Annotated in this window: 10 protein-coding genes and 1 pseudogene; 9 read left to right on the top strand and 2 right to left on the bottom strand. The window is 55.2% G+C overall.

All coding sequences use genetic code 11. From position 1 onward, the window contains the following. Positions 1-28: 28 nt before the first annotated feature. Positions 29-2,986 carry a hypothetical protein gene (locus QYQ93_RS05130; protein ID WP_338476468.1) on the top strand — a complete coding sequence of 986 codons (2,958 nt, stop codon included), beginning with the start codon at positions 29-31 and terminating at the stop codon, positions 2,984-2,986. Between the two features lie 109 nt (positions 2,987-3,095). On the opposite strand, the gene QYQ93_RS05125 is transcribed toward QYQ93_RS05130, so the two are convergent. Both QYQ93_RS05125 and QYQ93_RS05120 read right to left on the bottom strand, forming a co-directional pair. Further along, positions 3,096-3,656, bottom strand: coding sequence for a response regulator transcription factor (locus tag QYQ93_RS05125; protein WP_043048539.1), 561 nt, complete (start codon positions 3,654-3,656; stop codon positions 3,096-3,098). Beyond that, positions 3,649-4,911 (bottom strand): ATP-binding protein, encoded by a 1,263-nt coding sequence (locus QYQ93_RS05120; protein WP_043048537.1) that lies wholly within the window; start codon positions 4,909-4,911, stop codon positions 3,649-3,651. Before QYQ93_RS05120 ends, QYQ93_RS05125 begins: the two co-directional genes overlap by 8 nt. A 206-nt stretch (positions 4,912-5,117) precedes the next feature. Here QYQ93_RS05120 and QYQ93_RS05115 point away from each other — a divergent pair, with 206 nt between their 5' ends. From QYQ93_RS05115 to QYQ93_RS05080, 8 genes and pseudogenes are all read left to right on the top strand, one after another. After that, complete coding sequence (locus tag QYQ93_RS05115) at positions 5,118-5,828, top strand: SIMPL domain-containing protein (protein WP_043048536.1); 711 nt, start codon at positions 5,118-5,120, stop codon at positions 5,826-5,828. Between the two features lie 236 nt (positions 5,829-6,064). Then, positions 6,065-8,530, top strand: a complete 2,466-nt coding sequence (locus QYQ93_RS05110) for a hypothetical protein (RefSeq protein WP_338476467.1) — start codon at positions 6,065-6,067, stop codon at positions 8,528-8,530. Between the two features lie 39 nt (positions 8,531-8,569). After that, a pseudogene (locus tag QYQ93_RS05105) lies at positions 8,570-8,788 on the top strand (hypothetical protein); the annotation flags it as partial. A gap of 215 nt (positions 8,789-9,003) precedes the next feature. Continuing rightward, positions 9,004-12,354 (top strand): dermonecrotic toxin domain-containing protein, encoded by a 3,351-nt coding sequence (locus QYQ93_RS05100; protein WP_338476465.1) that lies wholly within the window; start codon positions 9,004-9,006, stop codon positions 12,352-12,354. An 80-nt stretch (positions 12,355-12,434) separates the two neighbouring features. Beyond that, entirely contained in the window at positions 12,435-14,036 is a 1,602-nt protein-coding gene (locus tag QYQ93_RS05095) for an ABC transporter substrate-binding protein (RefSeq protein ID WP_338476464.1), read from the top strand. A gap of 258 nt (positions 14,037-14,294) precedes the next feature. Beyond that, positions 14,295-15,923: an ABC transporter substrate-binding protein gene (locus QYQ93_RS05090; RefSeq protein ID WP_338476462.1), complete on the top strand. Its 1,629-nt coding sequence runs from the start codon at positions 14,295-14,297 to the stop codon at positions 15,921-15,923. A gap of 332 nt (positions 15,924-16,255) precedes the next feature. Beyond that, complete coding sequence (locus QYQ93_RS05085) at positions 16,256-17,833, top strand: ABC transporter substrate-binding protein (RefSeq protein WP_422394052.1); 1,578 nt, start codon at positions 16,256-16,258, stop codon at positions 17,831-17,833. Positions 17,834-18,004: 171 nt separating this feature from the next. Next, positions 18,005-19,399, top strand: a complete 1,395-nt coding sequence (locus QYQ93_RS05080) for an OprD family outer membrane porin (RefSeq protein WP_043048529.1) — start codon at positions 18,005-18,007, stop codon at positions 19,397-19,399. The last annotated feature ends 12 nt before the right edge of the window (positions 19,400-19,411 follow it).

Raw genomic sequence — 19,411 nt, 5'->3', positions numbered from 1 at the left:
TACGAACAATCCTATCTAGGTATCAAAAGTGACAAATTCAACTCAGTTTAATATTGTCCGCTATTCAGCGCCAACGCCTGGGGCTACTCAAGAAGAATACACCCTGACGCAGGAACAGAAAACGCCCACGCAGTTGAACAATAACGAAATTTATAAAACGGATAACACTGCCTCTACTACCCAGCGCCAATCCGATGTCTATAAGACAACCATTTATGGAACAGACCCTGTTCAAGCGCCCGGAGGCAGATATACGTTAAAAGAGCGTGAGGAGCGTATTGATGCCTACTCCGCGCGTGTAAATACGCAGATCAATAATATCGAAAGTGGCAGTGAAGGCGAAAGAAACGTTAAGTTCCAGAACGTGCGCCTATTCATGGAACCCTCCGGTTACTTCAGCGGGGGTCTATTAGCGGCAGGGTTCGATCCACATGAGAAATTCACAGTAACGTTCGACACTTACGTCGGTATGGGGGCAGCAAAAAACCTGTCCGATACAAGCACCCGCACCTATTTCGCATGGGAAATTGCAGCGGGGATGCTTGATCACGATACACCAGGAAGGAGCGGGATTGTCAATTTCCATGGAATGGTCATTGACCCAAAAGACCGCAGCAAGATTAATGATCTGCAATCGTTTGGCAAGCGACTTCAAAAACACTGGGAGCAGGATATAGCCACGCCAATGCGTGGCAGCGCTAAGATCAACACCCTTATGGAGATTACGCAATACTTGCCTTTACCACTCCACATGCCATACGTCCCCCCCAAAATATCAACCGTAATACCTGAACGCTCGGGCAAAGCAGACGCCTATGTAGCGCGGGGCGCTTTGCAGAGCCTTCGTAGTGATAAGGAGGCCTTTGAAAAGTTAAGCTCTTCCGGTCAAGAAGCGATTAGTCGCACGCTGGATAAAAATGGGCAGGTGATTATTCCCAATATCTACGGTTACCCCCTGAGTGGCTACGCGTTTATTCCCTACACGCCCTATGATGGCAGTGAAAGCAACAGGCCCAATCAGGGTGTCATGTTTGATTTGAGGAGTGGCGCTGTCCGCGAGATAAAGGGCGATGACGACTTTGCGGCGTGGGCTAAAGACAATCGTAACCAACTGATAAGTCGTTTCAATGCCCGTGACCTGCAAGGCGGAAAGGACGCGCATTGGCCACCAGCCGCGAATGTACTCAACAGTCTGATCCGAGATAATAACTCCCACTATCAAGGGAGAAAAAACTTGCTGTCCGATAAATCCATACCCGTTCGGGAACTGTTTAATTACACCCAGTCGCGAGACAGTGATTATGAACTGAAATTTGGCGATCTGTACAAGGGTATTGCCTCGCATTACCAGGAAGTAAACGCCAAGAATGCACTCTGGGCCGATCAAACCAAGGTTTTTGGTGCCGTGGAGCAAGGCTGGAAGGCCGCAAGAGAAGTATGGGGCAATACCTTTGGCTACGTCCCCTTCCTTGGTAATGCTGGCAATATTGTTTTCGGCAAACATGACGCCGACCATGGCATGACGGCCAGTGATCGCGTTGGAGGTACGACCGGCGCAGTGATATCAGGCCTCTTGTTGGCGCACGAAGTCACACCAGTTGGGATAGAGGCAGGGCTGGGTGAGTCGACCTTGAACTTTAACGCCTCCGGCATCGATCATTACAATTGGCAATACAACGCGCAGACCAGCGAATTTGAGCTGGCGCGAACCCCTGAGCCGACAACCAGCCCAGGACCAACGCCACACATAGAGGAACCGGCACCGCTGGAAATAGAGAATGCCCCGATTGAAAACACCCCAATCAAAAGCACATTTGGCGATATCAAAGGCGCCATCCGCTCGAAAAAAAGTCTTCGAGAGAAGTTCGAGCCGTTCGCAAGCCAGTACAAAACGACGGGAGAGTTTCAACCTGACGCTCAGGGATTTTACCGAATCAAAGGTGAGGACTATATCCCTATCAAAGATGATGGAAGCAATGGCACCGTATTATATAAGGTGCGTGTGAACAGCCAGAAGGATTTTGAACTGGTTAAGCCTGGAGAGCAGGTTTCCGAGAATGCGCCGCTAGTACGCGTTCTAAAAAATGGTGATTTCAGGGAAAAGATCGACCAGGTTGCATTGAAAAGAAAACTTAAAGGCATATTAAATAAACCATCACTTCGTCATGCCTATGAAAAAGGTCTGGCCAGCGGAGATCCGACAAAAATCAAATACTACGAAAAAGACTTGCAAACTGACCAAATTCACGCGTTGATGATGGAGCCTAAACGTACGCCAGAAGAAATAGGTACTTTGATGGGAGTGCTTGTGAAGCGAGGGGTGACGTCTAGTCTTAAAAATTTTGAAGTTTTCAAAGCCAAAGTGGAGGCTGCCGGCGGGTCGGCAGTTGGAATACCACAAACCTTTTACCTCCAGAACGTCAGTCCCTTTAATGATGGCGAATGCGCTGGATTAGTCAACACCATGGCCCTGGCCATTGAACATAACAAAGAAGATATTTTTATCGAAAACTTGTTCAAGGCGACTGTTCCCTCTAAAGATCCCGCCATCCTCAAATTCAGAAAAAACATGAAAACCCTTCAGGCCAATACTGAAGAGCACTTCCATGGCCGACAGCCTGTCAGACAAGGTCCTTATACAGAAATTGTTCCTGAGTTGAGCAGCGCAACGGAGACCAAGATGTTACGCGTCAGCAGTATGGACCACGGCATCCTTGTAGGCGTCATTATAAGAGATGGTAAAAAAACCTTCTTTATTTATGATCCTAATTTTGGAATGGCTAGATTCCCCACGAGCGAAGCATTGAAGGAAGGCTTGGACAACCTACTGAGTGGCGAAGGCACTCCAACAATACAATTCCACAGGACATATGATGGTAAGGACCCCAATATCCCCGAATATAAGAGAAGTGAGTTCAGCGACGCGGACTTAATAATGGGAGCTCAAGGCGTTGACCCTGAAGAGTTTTTTGACGCCCCACTGTGACGCTCCCATGCTGGTCGCCCCGAAGATCCGTTTGGGACACGCAGGTGCGGCCAGCCTCTGAAGCCCTCACTATGCGCAGGTCACACCCGTTCGGTTGGTTCTGCGGTGTTCAACGCCGTACCGGGCGCTTCTGCAGCTTGCGCTGCAAGGTGCGACGGTGCATGCCCAGGGCGCGGGCCGTGGCGGAGATGTTGCCTTCGTGTTCGGTGAGCACGCGCTGGATGTGCTCCCACTGCAGGCGGTCCACCGACATCGGGTTTTCCGGTACCAAGGTGTCGAGGTCGGCATGCTCGGACAGCAAGGCGGCCAGCACGTCATCGGCATCCGCTGGCTTGCACAGGTAGTTGCAGGCGCCGCGCTTGATCGCCTCGACGGCGGTGGCGATGCTGGAATAACCGGTGAGGATCACCACGCGCATTTCCGGGTCGAGTTCCAGCAGCCTCGGCAGCAACACCAGGCCGGAGTCGCCGTCCATTTTCAGGTCGAGGGCGGCATAGTCCGGCAGATCGGCCTGGGCGATGGTCAAGCCCTCTTCGGCGGAGCCTGCGGTGCTGACGCGAAAACCGCGCCGGCTCATGGCACGCGCCATCACGCGGGTAAAGGTCGCATCGTCATCTACCAGCAGCAGGTGCGGCAGTTCTTCGCCTTCGACTTGGATCTCGTCACTCATCGATATCTCCTCGTGCGACACGGGGCAGGCGCAGCTCGGTGAGCGTGCCGCCATCCTCATGACTATAGAGTTTCACTGAGCCGCCCGCGCGGGTCACGCTGGCCTTGCTCAAAAACAGGCCCAGGCCGAAGCCTTTGCCCTTGGTGGTAAAGAAGGGTTTGCCGATCTGCTCGGCAATGGCCAGCGGCACGCCCGCGCCGTGGTCACGAATGCTGATGGTGATGTTTTCTGCGTCCCAGTCCAACTGCACGCCCAATCCTTCGGGGCAAGCGTCGGCGGCGTTGTTCAAAAGATTGAGCAGCGCCTGGGTCAGGTCCGGCGGTGGCGCCATGCGCGGCACGCTGCCTTGGCCCAGCAGATTGAAACGGTAACTGGCCTCGGGACGCATCAAGTGCCAACGGTTCAAGGCTTCGTCGAGCCAGTGGGTGACATCCTGCATTTCGACCGCCAGGCGGCGATTGGCTTCGGCGGCACGCACCAGTTGCTGCAGCGTCAGCTTGCACTGCTTGACCTGTTCCTGCAGCACGCTGAGGTCCTCCTGCAAGGCCGGGTCGTGATGGTCCTGGGTCATTTCCTTGAGCAATACGCTCATGGTCGCCAGCGGCGTGCCCAGTTCATGGGCGGCGCCGGCTGCCTGGGTGGCGACGGCCAGCAGTTGCTGATCACGCAGGCCCTCTTCGCGGCGAATGGCGCGCAGTTCTTCCTGGCGGCGCAGCTCTTCGGCCATGCGTGCGGCGAAGAAGGTAATGACCGCAGCCGAGAGGGCAAAACTCAGCCACATTCCGTAGATCTGCAGGTTTTCCCGGGCAATCGGAAAGGTTTGCAGCGGATAGAACTGCGCCAGCAGCAACGTATAGAGCGTCAGGGCAATGCCCGACAGCACCACCGAGTAGCGCCACGGCAACGTGACGGCGGCGATGGTCAGTGGCACCAGGTAATACGAAACGAAGGGGTTGGTCGAACCACCGGAGAAATACAGCAACACACTGTGGATAAACAGGTCGCACGCCAACTGAAGCGCGTACTCCAGCTCGGTCACCGGCCACGTGGTGCGCAACCGGATAGCGGTGAACGCGCACAACACGGTGGAAAAAGCCAGGGTCACGCCCAGTTGCAGCCACGGCAGCGGCAGCAGGTCGAACCAATAGGCAAGCCCGACGGAACCGGCCTGTGCGGCCAATACCAGGGTGCGAATGAACGTCAGGCGCCAGAGGTTCTGGCGGGTGGCGGAAGTCAGTTTTACGGCGGCGAGCATGAGCTCTCCCGGTGAGCGCTGCAGGCGGATCGGCACGAGTATAAACGAAGCAGGCCGGCTGGCACGGCGTATGTGGCTCTTTGACGCAGGGCGGGAAAAACGACCGTTCGTCGGGCCCACCATAACTTGTAGCTATTGTGTAAACCCGAAGAACCCGATGCCAGCGTCTACAGTCATACCGAACACGACTATCTCAAGGAGCTTCCATGTCTCGTTTCACTCGCAGTGCCGCCGTCCTTGCCCTCAGCGCCAGCGCCCTGGCCAGCCTCCAGGCCATGGCTGCCGATGAACTGCATTACAACCAGATTTCCCTGCGTGCCGAAGTCAGCCAGGAAGTGGCTCGCGACAAAATGATCGTCACTCTCTACACCGAGTCGCAGAATGCCGACCCAGCCAAGCTCGCTGCCGAAGTTACCACCACCATGAACCAGGCCCTGGGCCAGGCCCGCGAAGTCAAAGGCGTGACGCTGCGCCAAGGCAGCCGCAACAGCTACCCGATCTACGACAACAAGAACCAGAAGATCACCGGCTGGCGTGAACGTGCCGAACTGCGCCTGGAAAGCGCGGACTTCCCAGCGCTGTCCAAGCTTACCGGCGAACTGCTGAACACACTGAAAATGGAGAACATGGACTTCGCCATCGCCGACGCTACGCGCAAGGCCAGCGAAGATGCGCTGCTCAAGGATGCAGTTGCAGCCTTCAAAGCTCGTGCCCAGCTGGCGACTGAAGCATTGGGTGGCAAGGGTTACAAGATCGTCAATCTGAACTTCAACACCAACGGCTATCCAATGCCTTATGCCCGTGGCGGGATGATGATGAAAGCGGCCATGGCTGATTCGGCGCCAACACCTGAAGTGGAAGCCGGTACCAGCCAGGTCAACATGACTGCCGACGGCGTAATTGAAGTACAGCAATAATTATTGAAAATAAGACAATGGTGCAGCCTTAACAGGCTGCGCTATTTTTTTGCACGCTGTTTCAGCATCACTACAACTTCAGTCGTCTGGCAACATCGCAACAGGCGCCGTATACCTGAAGCATATTGAACCAAATTCCCAAACCACACTTCCTGATTACGATTTGGAACCTTCCTGTGTAAGCAACCACATATATTGCACAAGAACACTCCATTATCCTAACTAGGTAATCAAAAGTGGAAAATTCAACTCAGCTTAATATTATCCGTTATCTGCCACCAACTTCCGAATCTACCCAAAATGAACGCACGCTGACGCAAGAACAGAAACAGGATACACAGTTAAACAATAACGAAGCCTCTAAAGTGGACAACACTATCTCTACTGTCCAGCACCAATCCGATGTCTACAAGGCAACCATTTATGGATCAGTCCCTGCTCAAGCGCCCGGAGGCAGGTATACGTTAAAAGAGCGCGAGGAGCGCATTGATGCCTACGCCACGCGTGTAAATTTGCAGAAAAAAAATATCGAAAGTGGCAGTGAAGGCGAGAGAAACGTTAAGTTCCAGAACGTGCGCCTATTCATGGATCCCTCTGGTTACTTCAGTGGGGGTCTATTAGCGGCCGGGTTCGATCCCCATGAAAAATTCACCGTAACGTTCGACACTTACGTTGGCATGGGGACAGCAACAAACCTGTCCGACACCGGCACCCGTACCTATTCCGCATGGGAAATTGCAGCGGGTGTGCTTGATCACGACACACCCGCACGGGGCGGGATTGTCAATTTCCATGGAATGGTCATTGACCCAAAAGACCGGAGCAAGATTAATGATCTGCAATCGTTTGGCAAACAGCTTCAAAAACACTGGGAACGGGATATAGCCACGCCAATGCGTGGCAGCGCTAAGACGAACACCTTTATTGAAGTTATGCAAGCCCTGCCTTTCGTACCCCATATCCCGTACACACCCACAATATCAACCGTAATACCTGAACGCTCGGGCAAAGCAGACGCCTATGTAGCGCGGGGCGCTTTGCAGAGTCTTCGTAGCGATAAGGAGGCCTTTGAAAAGTTAAGCTCTTCCGGTCAAAAAGCGATTAGTCGCACGCTGGATAAAAATGGGCAGGTGATTATTCCCAATATCTACGGTTACCCCCTGAGTGGCTACGCGTTTATTCCCTACAGGCCCTATGATGGCAATGACAACAACAGGCCCAATCAGGGTGTCATGTTTGATTTGAGGAGTGGCGCTGTCCGCGAGATAAAGGGCGATGACGACTTTGCGACGTGGGCCAAAGACAATCGTAACCAACTGATAAGTCGTTTCAATGCCAGTGACCTGCAAGGGGGACAGGACGCGCATTGGCCACCGGCCGCGACGGTACTAGACAGTCTGATCCGAGATAACACATCCCACTACCTAGGGCGGGACAGTTTGGTAACCGATAAGTCCGTACCTGTTCGGGAATTGTTTAATTATACCCAATCGCGAGGCGGGGATTATGAACTGAAATTTGGCAATCTGAACAAAGGTATTGCCTCGCATTATCGCGAAGTGAACGCCAAGAATGCACTATGGGACGATCAAACCAAGGTTTTTGGTGCCGTGGAGCAAGACTGGAAGGCCGCAAGAGAAGTATGGGGCAATACCTTTGGCTACGTCCCCGTCCTTGGCAATGCTGGCAATATTGTTTTCGGCAAGCATGACGCCGACCATGGCATGACGGCCAGTGATCGCGTTGGAGGCAGGACCGGCGAAGTAATATCAGGCCTGCTGCTGGCGCACGAAGTCATACCGGCTGGGGTAGAAGCAGGCCTGGGCGAACCGCCCTTGAATTTCAACACCACCGGCAGCCAACATTACGGCTGGAGATACAATGAGCAGACTAACCATTTTGATTTCGCGAAAAAACTGAACGCCTCCAACGATAGCGATATAACCTCCGTCGCCAATACCGCGTCAAATGAACCAAGTACGCCACACGCCAGTGAAACGGAAGGTGCCCATCCGACGATTGAACCACCCAATAGTAAAGGTGCATTTCTAAATTCTATAGAAAACTTACCAACCGGCGAAGCTCTTTTTTCCACTCCTGAAAAAAACGTAATACTGAGTGGAGAGCTCAATGAGCTAAACACCGTTAACGAAAAACTCTGCACATTTACCGACTTCAACAAGAAAGGCACTCAAGAACGACTCAACATACTGGTACACGGAAGCGTCGATCCTGATACTGGCATCGCGAAAGTTTCATATAATGGAAAACTCAATACGCCACAAGAGTTACTTCAGACACTTCACAACGAAGGTATTTACCCAGAAACGTTTGACAATGTAAGACTGCTGTCATGCGACTCTGCAAGTGGTGGAGATGCCTCCTTCGCAGCTGAATTTCAGAAGCTCATAGGGCGCCCTGTCAAAGGCTATAGTGGCACCCTCACCGCTAACCTCGCGCCGGAAAATGTAAATGCAGCGGTTGTAAAAGTTGAAAATGTCTATCTGGAAGCCCTGCAAAAAAATCAGAACACCCCCCTGACTGGCGCCGATAGGGCATTGGCTAGGTCCGAAGCTGAAAAATACGTCGCAAAGGAACTGGCGCAAAAAACAAACTTCAGAGCGGCGAAGAAAAATCCGTATTGGAATCCGTTGAAATGGTGGGCCTTTACCTATAAACCCGAGACCTTCCCAAAACCGTAACACCGAGAATATGCTCTCCATCGAAAGAGTAGTCGTCAAATCGCCCTCAGCGCCAGCGCAGTGGCCAGCCACCCCGCCATGGCCACCGATGCACTGATATTACAATCAGGTATCCCTGCGCGCTGACGGCAGCCAGGAAGTGGCTCGCGACAAGAGAATCGTGCTCTTCTACACCGAGTCCCAAAATGCCGACCCGGCCAAGCTCGCTGGCGAATCCTCACCACCATGAACCAGGCCATGAGCCAGGCCCGCGAGGTCAGTGCCGATGGCGTGATCGAAGTTTTACAGTAACTTTTTTAGACAAGACAAAGGCTCAAACCCACGGGCTTGCGCTTTTTTGCGTTCGCTGCCGCCACGTCATATCCGGCAGCATATCTCGCTGGAATTACGTTCAAGGTCCTCACGACTCAATACTGCCATAGCTACCAGGGAGGGCTGTGCTGGCATTTATTCACACAGTGAGAGCCAAACTTATGTCCCTATCAGTCAATGCAACATCGCCCCTATCGCTGCCGTCGGTACTCGGTGCCCCAAGGCCGACAACTGAAGCACAAACCTCACAAGCGCCTCAACCGTCCATTGGCAACCCGGCCCAGCCCGCCGAGAAGGAACTGCTCAAGGCTTACCTTGAGGCTGTCCAACGCAAGGTATTGCATAACAATGCCGGGCTTATCACGGTCCCGCCCCAGAGCAACTTGGGTCAATGGCTTGGACTGTATCGTGAACATTTGGAACAGCCTGTTGTGCAGGGTTGGCTGCGCGAACAGCAGATCGAACCGAACACTCTCCTCTCAATCAACCCGTCTACGGGTACGTTGTCCGCCGAGGTGAGGGGCGAAACGAAAACCTTCCGCCTCACGGACACATCGGGTTGGGGACAAATTTCGGGGCCTCTGTTAGCGGCCGCCAGGATCATCGCCCCAGGCAATAATGGTGATTTGCGCGTGAGGCTGGGTGAAAATGCCATACAAGTCAGCGCAAAAGTCGTAGCAAACTTTGAAGGGGTGGCACTTCCCCCAACGTTGTCCCAGGCCCGAGCACAAATAAGGCACCTGGAGCATAAAGACACCTTCGATCCTATTTCCGCCGATGATCACTTGCGTCCTGCTAGCAGCCGCTCGGCAAATGCGCTGCAAGTGCAAAGACAAAATGCGGCCAAGTACTACAGCACCGCGCCGCAGGCGTTGGCCTACAAGCGCTTGGCGGTCGAAGTTGCCACCAACCTGCCCGACACACGGGCAGAAGCCAAGAAATGGGCGGACGACCTGCTGCTCAAGCTCACGGGCAAACCGATCGACTCAGATACCGTTTATTTGAACCGCTTCAAGGGCGGCGAAAGCGCGGATACAGTGACCGGCTGGGAGCACAAGTTCCAGGAGCCCTGGTCTTCGCTGCGCCTGCCCGATGCCTTGCTGAAGAATTTCTCCGAGCACGATTGGGTACCCGGAAACCTGGATCTCGACGCGGGTCTGTATACCCAATCCACGGGGCAAAGCGAAAAAGGCGGCTACGGCAAGCACAATCAAATCGATCTTAAGCCGTCGCAAGTGATGCACGAAAGCTGGAAGACCGACTTCCAGGCCCAGATGACCCAGAAAATCGACAACTTCTGGAACACGCATGCCGATGGCTACCAGACCGCGATCAAAGGTGAGTTCGTCTTCCAGGCCCGCGAACAATTGAAGACGGCCGAAGCCCGATCACCCGCTGAGCGAGCCTTGCAAGCACCCGAGCATCGATTCACTCGAGGCGACTACCGCTTGGTGATGGCGGCTGCCAGCAACCTCCCGCTCGACGAGAACGCTGCGTTGAGCATGGAGCAGCTCAATGCACAAGCGCCGGTAAGCGGCGACACTCAAGTGCATGCCCTTAGCATCCACGGTTTTAAGTCCAGCGACATTGTGCGGTTCAGCGCTGACGATGGAGGTCGCCAGGTACTTTATATACCGGGAGCAAAGCCGGCATTCCTGCGCTTCGACTCCCTGGAAAAACTCAATCAGTGGGTGATTGAGCAAAGCCAGGATCCGAAAAAAAGCCAGGCGCTGCTGGCGCATTTTTCATTGGTTGATCGCCAGGACCATAAGCCCGGCATTCTGCCGCAACTGGGAATCGGCTTTATACCTGGCTTGAACTTCACGGGAATAGGCGACACGCAAGATGGCCTGGACGCCCTGTTCAAAAAAATGGCTGCCGGTGATCTGAAAACCCCGGTGCTCAATGACAGCCACGCCAAAATCGAGGGAGACGTATTTTCCACATTGACGACCGCCGCTAAACAACGCATGACCAGCGATACCGATGTGGTCATCAAATCCAACAGCGAAGTGACCCGCGATACCTGGCTGAACGACATAACCGTGGCCGCGGGATTACTGGCCAAGCTTGCGCCCATCGCAGCACCGGTTGCGGGTGCGGCGGCGCTTGCAGGGTTGACAGAGCTGGGGTTGGGCGCGGAAAAAGCAGCATCCGGCGACACCGAGGCCGAGCGCAGCGATGGGGTGTCCAAGGCATTCGATGGTTTGCTGAATACGCTGTTCTCAGCCGGGGCAAGCGCAGTCCCGGAGGATCCTTTTGCGCTACCGCCTGAGAAAGAGCTGCCGACTGTAGATCCACTTGCTACACCAGAAATCCATGACATCGGCGAACCAACACCTGGCCCCTCCAGCGGCATGCCCATTGTCGACGCACCTGGGGCTGCCCTACCAAAGTCCCAATCACTCCTGCCAATGGCACCTTATGCCGTCGATGAGGGTGAGCAATTAATAAAGAATGCGCACCGCGACGCGCTGGGTGTCTATCGAATAACCGACAGCGAGGGGGCGCTGCGTCAATTCGTACGCCTTACCGACGAAACTGAAACAAGCAGGATATTTGAAATATCAGGTCGCTACAGGACAGGCGACACCTTTGCCAGAATCATCAATTCCGACGGTGACGGACTGATGGTTATCACACCTGGGCGCGAGAAAGAGTGGGCCCGCGCACCGGGCGATGGCGGGATTAAGTGGCCGTGGCAACGTTCGATTTCGCCGACCCCGAGTAACGACTTAAAGTCATCCTCCCGCTTTTCGGACAACTTTATTGAGCTAGACGGATCAAAAATGGAAGGCGCCGACACACTCGACAAATACCTCAACTTTGAGGAGCAAACGCAGTATAGATTTGGGGTCAGCGTTGATGAGGAAAACGGTACGGTTAAAAGTCGCCCTGTCCTTTCATGGGAAGTAGACGATAGAAACTTCACGGTCTCCGCTTCGGAAGCGGCATCCCCTTCAACGTTCGGCACCAGCAACTACGCTGGCCAATTCACCACAGATATCAACAGGAACCCTTACACCATTAGGCGACCGGGCCTGCAGGACGTTGAAATCAACATACCCCGGCAGATAGAAGAACTTAATATTCCGGGCAATAATATAGAGCAGTCAGTCGTCGATGGTTTTATCCAGGACGGAATCGAAACCTTTGAAAATGCGGTCCCCGACCCCGACATGCGGGCGGCGATTTCAGAGGTAGCGCATCAAGGCTCTGCCGCTCCGGCGTGGCTTGAGTTGCAGCCCCCGCGAGTAAAAGACGACTACCTGAGCAGCGCTGGCGACCGACACTTTTTCATCGACTATTCGCCTTTGGAAAATGAGACCAAAGTCACAGTGACCTCGCAATGGAAACTCGTTTATGCAGGCGCAGATGAGCCCATTCCCGCTTCAGACTTGAGCATCACAGCCAGCCGGACGTTCACCCTCCGTGAGAGTAATGCAGTGGATGGACCGCCCGTTACAATCGATAAATCTGCGCCTACCCGCATAGAAGTCTCCCCTACCTAACCCGCTTGAACGGCGGTAACCTCGGTGACCGCCGTTTTCGTTTGGGCAGCTTTTATATGCCTGCCATTTCAGGGGTCTCCATGGAAAGAATCGCCGTCAAGCCACTGCTCCTCGCCGCCAGCCTCCTGGCCTTTATGCCGATGGTCCAAGCCTCCACGACCCTGGTCTATTGCTCCGAAGCCAGCCCCGCCGGCTTCGATCCCAGCCAGTACACCAGTGGCACCGATTTCGATGCATCCGCCGAAACCGTGTTCAACCGTCTGACCCAGTTCAAGCGCGGCGGCACCGAAGTCGAACCCGGCCTGGCAACCAGTTGGGACATATCCAAAGACGGCCTGACCTACACCTTCCACCTGCGCGATGGCGTCAAGTTCCACACCACCGATTTTTTCACCCCGACCCGCGACTTCAACGCCGATGATGTGCTGTTCACCTTCAACCGGCTGCTGGACGCCGACAGCCCCTTCCGCAAGGCATACCCGTCCGAGTCGCCCTACTTCACCGACATGGGCTTGAACACCACGATCAAGAGCATCGACAAGCTCGACGAGCACACCGTGCGTTTCAACCTGAATAATGTCGATGCTGCATTTGTACAGAACCTGGCCATGAGTTTCGCCTCGGTGCAATCGGCTGAATATGCCGCGCAGCTCCTGAAAGAAGGCAAGCCCGAGCAGATCAATCAAAAACCGGTCGGCACCGGGCCATTTGTGTTCAAGCGTTACCAGAAAGACGCGCAGATTCGCTATGCGGCCAATAAACAGTATTGGAAACCCGAGGACGTGAAGCTCGACAACCTGGTGTTCGCCATCACCCCGGACGCCGCCGCGCGCCTGCAGAAACTCAAGGCCGGAGAATGCCAGGTCAGCGGTTACCCGCGCCCCGCCGATATCGAAGTGATGAAGCAAGATCCCAACCTGCGCGTCCTGCAGCAAGCCGGTTTCAACCTGGGCTTCCTGGCCTACAACGTGACCCACCCGCCGCTGGACCAGCTCAAGGTGCGCCAGGCGCTGGACATGGCCATCGACAAGCCCGCGATTATCAAGGCTGTGTACCAGAGCGCCGGACAATTGGCGCAGAACGCATTGCCACCGGCGCAGTGGTCTTATGACGCGAAAATCCAAGACGCGCCCCACGATCCGACCAAGGCGCGGTTGCTACTAAAAGAAGCAGGGGTTGCACCAGGTACCACCATCAATCTGTGGGCGATGACCGTGCAGCGCGCCTCCAACCCGAATGCGCGAATGTCTGCGCAAATGATCCAACAGGATTGGGCCAAGGTCGGCATCAAGGCCAACATCGTCAGCTATGAGTGGGGCGAATACATAAAGCGCGCCAAGAATGGCGAGCACGATGCAATGATTTACGGCTGGACCGGTGATAACGGCGACCCGGATAACTGGCTCGGCGTGCTCTACAGTTGTGCCGCAGTCAAGGGCAGCAACTACGCCAAATGGTGTAACCCGGCCTACGACACGCTGGTGCAGCAAGCCAAGGTCAGCAACGACCGCGAGCAACGCATCAAGTGGTATCAAAAGGCACAACAAATCCTTAAGGAACAAGTACCTATAACGCCTATTGCGAACTCGACGGTTTTCCAGCCTTTGCGCAAAGAAGTACGCGACTTCAAGATCAGCCCCTTCGGGCTCACCCCGTTCTATGGTGTGGGTCTAGATAAGTAACAGCAGCGCCCCAACCGAGTGCGCTAGACGCCTCGGCTGGGCTTTTTTGGTGCGCTCACTGCACCGAAAAAAACCTTCAAACAGGCATATTTGTGTCGAAACTTTCATAATTGCGACATTCCTGTACGTTCGTACCACAGTTTGCCGCTCCTGGCCGCTCTGCATCTTGCATTGGGTATGGCGCCTGCATAAGTATCCGCAGGCCGACTCACGAGGTCGCCCTCACCACCAAAAATGACAACAAATCATGAGGCCAACATGCTTAAACACGCAGTCCTTCCGTTATTAGTGAGCGCGGGCCTTATGGCCGCCGCCCCTGCAGCCCTTGCGGCAACTAACCTGGTGTTCTGCTCCGAAGGGAGCCCGGCCGGTTTCGATCCAGGCCAGTACACCACCGGAACAGACTTCGATGCCTCGGCCGAAACCATGTTCAACCGTCTGAGCCAGTTCGAACGTGGCGGCACCGCCGTGGTTCCTGGCCTGGCCACCAGTTGGGACGTGTCCCCGGATGGCCTGACGTATACCTTCCACCTGCGCGAAGGCGTCAAGTTCCACACCACCTCGTACTTCAAGCCGACTCGTGAATTCTCGGCAGACGACGTGCTGTTCACCTTCAACCGCATGATCAATAAAGACGACCCCTTCCGTAAGGCCTACCCTACCGAGTTCCCGTATTTCACGGACATGGGAATGGACACCAATATCAAGAACATCGAGAAAGTCGATGACCACACCGTCAAGTTCACCCTTGGCACCGTGGATGCGGCTTTCATCCAGAACCTGGCCATGAGCTTCGCGTCGATCCAGTCCGCTGAATATGCCGCGCAGTTGCTCAAGGAAGGCAAGCCCGCCGACATCAACCAGAAGCCGGTCGGCACTGGCCCGTTCGTGTTCAAGAGCTACCAGAAAGATTCGAACATTCGCTACACCGGCAACAAGGACTACTGGAAACCTGAAGATGTGAAGATCGACAACCTGATCTTCGCTATCACCACTGACCCGTCGGTGCGTATCCAGAAGCTCAAGAAAAACGAATGCCAGATCACCCTGTTCCCGCGTCCAGCCGACCTCAAGGCCCTGGGCGAAGACAAAAGCCTGAAACTGCCGCACCAGGCGGGTTTCAACCTGGGCTATGTTGCCTACAACGTCATGGACAAGATCAAGGGCAGCGATCAGCCAAATCCGCTGGCTGACCTGCGCGTACGCCAGGCGCTGGACATGGCGGTGAACAAGCAGCAGATCATTGACTCGGTGTACCAGGGCGCCGGTCAACTGGCCGTCAACGCCATGCCGCCGACCCAATGGTCCTACGACACCAGCATCAAGGACACCAAGTACGACCCTGAAAAAGCCAAGGCGCTGCTCAAGGAAGCCGGCGTCAAGGAAGGCACCGAAATCGTCCTGTGGGCCATGCCGGTTCAGCGTCCGTACAACCCGAACGCCAAGCTGATGGCTGAGATGCTGCAGAACGACTGGTCCAAGATCGGCCTGAAGGTCAAGATCACCAGCTACGAGTGGGGCGAGTACATCAAGCGCTCCAAAGGCGGCGAGAACCAGGCCATGATCATTGGCTGGAGCGGCGACAATGGTGACCCGGACAACTGGCTGAACGTACTGTTCGGCTGCGACTCGCTGTCGGGTAACAACTTCTCCAAGTGGTGCGACAAAAAATTCGACGGCATCGTGAAAGAAGCCAAGGCCACGTCGGATGTCGCCAAACGCACCGAGCTGTACAAGCAGGCGCAACATATCCTCAAAGATGCAGTCCCGATGACACCTATCGCGCACTCGACGGTGTATCAACCCATGCGTAATACCGTACAAGACTTCAAGATCAGCCCGTTTGGCTTGAATTCCTTCTACGGCGTTAGCGTCAGCGGCAAGTAAGGATCAATAACGGCGACGTTTCATAACGTCGCCGTTATTCCATCTGCCCAGGCCATAGGAAACAGACCACGATTGAAAGCGTTGTGTCCTACAGCAACGAACTGCGACCCGTGTCTCCGTTACCTACAAGGCCAGTCAGAATTGACGCATTTACTGCAATGTCCGCGCCCCATAACGTCGTAGGACAGCAGAGGCATCATTCTGAGAAAAGGCACTTGCTGTGTGTGGGATCAGTGATGTCTCCCTGGCCGTACGCCAGAGAGGTGGTTCGCTGTTGATAACTACAAACAAGGATCGGGATTGTCATGCGCCATACCACCGTTCTATCCGCGATGTTTGCCACCAGCCTGCTGGCCGTGGCCACCATGGGACAAGCCGCCGAAAAGAAGAGCCTGGTGTTCTGCTCCGAAGGCAGCCCGGCAGGTTTCGATACTGCGCAATACACCACCGCCACTGACAACGATGCCGCAGAGCCGTTGTACAACCGCCTGGTCGAGTTCGAAAAAGGCGCCACCGACGTGGTGCCAGGGCTGGCAACCAAGTGGGATATCTCTGAAGACGGGCTGACCTATACGTTTCATCTGCGTGAAGGGGTGAAGTTCCACAGCAACAAGGAATTCAAGCCGACGCGGGACTTCAACGCCGACGACGTGCTGTTTACCTTCAACCGCATGCTTGACCCCGACCACCCGTTCCGCAAGGCCTACCCTACCGAGTTTCCGTACTTCAACGGGATGAGCCTGAACAAGAATATCGCCAAGGTCGAGAAAACCGGCCCCTACACCGTGGTGATGACCTTGAACACGGTCGACGCCGCGTTCGTGCAGAACATCGCCATGAGTTTTGCCGCAATCCTCTCGGCCGAATACGCCGAACAATTGCTCAAGCAAGGCCGGCCCAGCGACATCAACCAGAAGCCGATCGGCACTGGTCCTTTCGTGTTCCAGCGCTACCAGAAAGACTCGCAGATCCGTTATGTGGGCAACAAACAGTACTGGGACCCGAGCCGAGTCAAGCTGGATCAACTGATCTTCGCCATCAACACCGATGCCTCGGTGCGGGTGCAGAAGCTCAAGGCCGGGGAATGCCAGGTCACCCTGCATCCCCGCCCCGCCGATGTCGAAGCCCTCAAGACTGACCCGAAGCTGCAACTGCTGACCAAGCCCGGTTTCAACCTCGGCTATATCTCCTACAACGTGCGCCATAAGCCCTTCGACCAACTTGAGGTCCGCCAGGCGCTGGACATGGCGGTGAACAAGCAGAGCATCCTCAACGCCGTGTACCAGGGCGCCGGGCAACTGGCGGTCAACGCCATGCCGCCGACGCAATGGTCCTACGACGACAGCATCAAGGACGCCGCCTACAACCCGGAAAAAGCCAAGGAATTGCTCAAGGCTGCCGGCGTCAAGGAAGGCACCGAGATCACCCTGTGGGCCATGCCGGTGCAGCGCCCCTACAACCCCAACGCCAAGCTGATGGCCGAGATGCTGCAGAACGACTGGGCCAAGATTGGCCTCAAGGTCAAGATCGTCAGCTATGAGTGGGGCGAATACATCAAGCGCACCAAGAACGGTGAGCACGATGTCAGCCTGATCGGCTGGACCGGCGACAACGGTGACCCGGACAACTGGCTCGGCACCCTCTACAGCTGCGACGCCATCGGCGGGAACAACTACTCCATGTGGTGTGACCCGGCGTACGACAAGCTGATCAAGCAAGCCAAGGTCGTGACCGACCGCGAACAAAGGACTGTTCTGTACAAACAGGCGCAGCAACTGCTCAAGCAGCAGGTGCCGATCACGCCCATCGCCCACTCGACGGTCAACCAGCCGTTAAGCGCCAAAGTCGAAGGTTTCAAGGTGAGCCCCTTCGGCCGCAACGTGTTCTCGGGCGTCAGCATTACCCCATAAGAAAATAACCGGATTGCGGAGAGTGCTGCTGACTCTCCGGTAAACGTGCAGCCTTTTGTTGGGATTTTTCCTACGCCAAACGTTTGCAATAGCTTGAACGAGTTACACACCCAATAGCCGGTTCACCTAAAAAGACCGGCATTAAAAAAGAGAACCAAAGGAGCTTCACCCATGAAACTGAGCAGCAAAGCGCTTCTGGCCCTGGCCATCAGCAGCATCACGGCAACCGCCTACGCTGAAACGCAAAGCCAGGACTTCGTTCCTACCACGTTGGCCGCCACCAGCGCCCAAGGCGAGGCCAAGGGCTTCATTGAAGATTTCAGCCTGGGCGGCACCACACGTAACTGGTACTCCCATGAAAGCAAATACCGTGGGGGCACCTTCGCCTACCAGAAACACGGCCAGACCCTTACTGATCGCAACCGTACCAACTGGGTGCAGGGCACCATCCTCAACGCCAGCTCGGGTTTCACCCAGGGCACCGTTGGGGTGAAGACCGAAGTAGCGGTCTACAACGCCTTGGTACTGGACCGTAGCAAGCGTGACATCAAGGGTGGCTCCAACCGTACCCTGGCGGACTCCAACGGCGACGCCGTCGACCAGTGGAGCAAACTGGGCCTGGCCAACGTGCAGTTCCGCGTGTCCAACACCACCTTGACCGCCGGTCGCCAGAACTTCAGCAGCGGCATCGTCGACACCATTGGCAACCGTGCCCTGCCTTCAAGCTTCCAGGGTGTGAGCTTCAACAGTGAAGAGTTCAGCAACCTGTCGTTCCAGGGCGGCGTGTTTGACCGCGTTTCGCCACGTAGCGAGCAGAGCCTGTCGAAATTCCGTACCGAATACGGCAATGGCGCAGAAACCGACAAAGTGTCCACCCTGGGCGTGAACTACCAGCCGCTGAAAAGCCTGAAGACCAGCTTCTTCGCCGCCAACGTGAAGGACTTCTGGAACCAGTACTACTTCGGCGCTACCCACGAATTGGGCGACGCTCAGCAACTGGGCCTGACCACCGGCTTCAACTACTACAAGACTGTCGATGAAGGCAAAAAAGAGATGGGGGAAATCGACAACGATACCTTCTCCCTGTCCCTGGGCCTGACTCACCAGGCACACAGCCTGACCTTCGGTTACCAGCAAGTGAACGGTAACGAGTACTTCGACTACCTGCACGAAACCAACGGCATCTACCTGGCCAACTCCCTGACTTCGGACTTCAACGGCCCGAACGAGAAATCCTTCCAGATCGCCTATGCCATCAACATGGCTGAATACGGCGTGCCAGGCCTGAAGTTCAATGCCTACTCGGCCCGCGGCTGGGGCATCGACGGTACCCACTACACCGGCAACAATGGCCGCGCCAAGTTCGCCTACGACGGCATCCAGTCCCAGGACGGCGAGAAGCACCAGGAATACGGTGTAGGCGCTTCCTACGCGGTGCAGAGTGGCCCGCTCAAGGCCACCGCGATTCGTGCCACCTACGTTGAACACCGTGGCAGCGAGTTCCAGTCCGATGGCAGCATCAAGGAATTCCGTCTGGTCACCACCATCCCATTCAACATCCTTTAATTAGCGCCAGGC

It is taken from the genome of Pseudomonas khavaziana, assembly GCF_036704165.1.
GTDB classification, from domain to species: Bacteria; Pseudomonadota; Gammaproteobacteria; order Pseudomonadales; family Pseudomonadaceae; genus Aquipseudomonas; species Aquipseudomonas khavaziana.
This window is presented reverse-complemented; position numbering and strand designations above follow the sequence as displayed.

What these genes read in the sequence shown, in the direction of transcription:
- QYQ93_RS05115 (WP_043048536.1), top strand. Translation starts at nt 5,118, where the DNA reads ATGTCTCGTTTCACTCGCAGTGCCGCCGTCCTTGCCCTCAGCGCCAGC.
- QYQ93_RS05085 (WP_422394052.1), top strand. Translation starts at nt 16,256, where the DNA reads ATGTTTGCCACCAGCCTGCTGGCCGTGGCCACCATGGGACAAGCCGCC.
- QYQ93_RS05095 (WP_338476464.1), top strand. Translation starts at nt 12,435, where the DNA reads ATGGAAAGAATCGCCGTCAAGCCACTGCTCCTCGCCGCCAGCCTCCTG.
- QYQ93_RS05080 (WP_043048529.1), top strand. Translation starts at nt 18,005, where the DNA reads ATGAAACTGAGCAGCAAAGCGCTTCTGGCCCTGGCCATCAGCAGCATC.
- QYQ93_RS05120 (WP_043048537.1), bottom strand. Translation starts at nt 4,911, where the DNA reads ATGCTCGCCGCCGTAAAACTGACTTCCGCCACCCGCCAGAACCTCTGG.
- QYQ93_RS05125 (WP_043048539.1), bottom strand. Translation starts at nt 3,656, where the DNA reads ATGAGTGACGAGATCCAAGTCGAAGGCGAAGAACTGCCGCACCTGCTG.
- QYQ93_RS05100 (WP_338476465.1), top strand. Translation starts at nt 9,004, where the DNA reads ATGTCCCTATCAGTCAATGCAACATCGCCCCTATCGCTGCCGTCGGTA.
- QYQ93_RS05090 (WP_338476462.1), top strand. Translation starts at nt 14,295, where the DNA reads ATGCTTAAACACGCAGTCCTTCCGTTATTAGTGAGCGCGGGCCTTATG.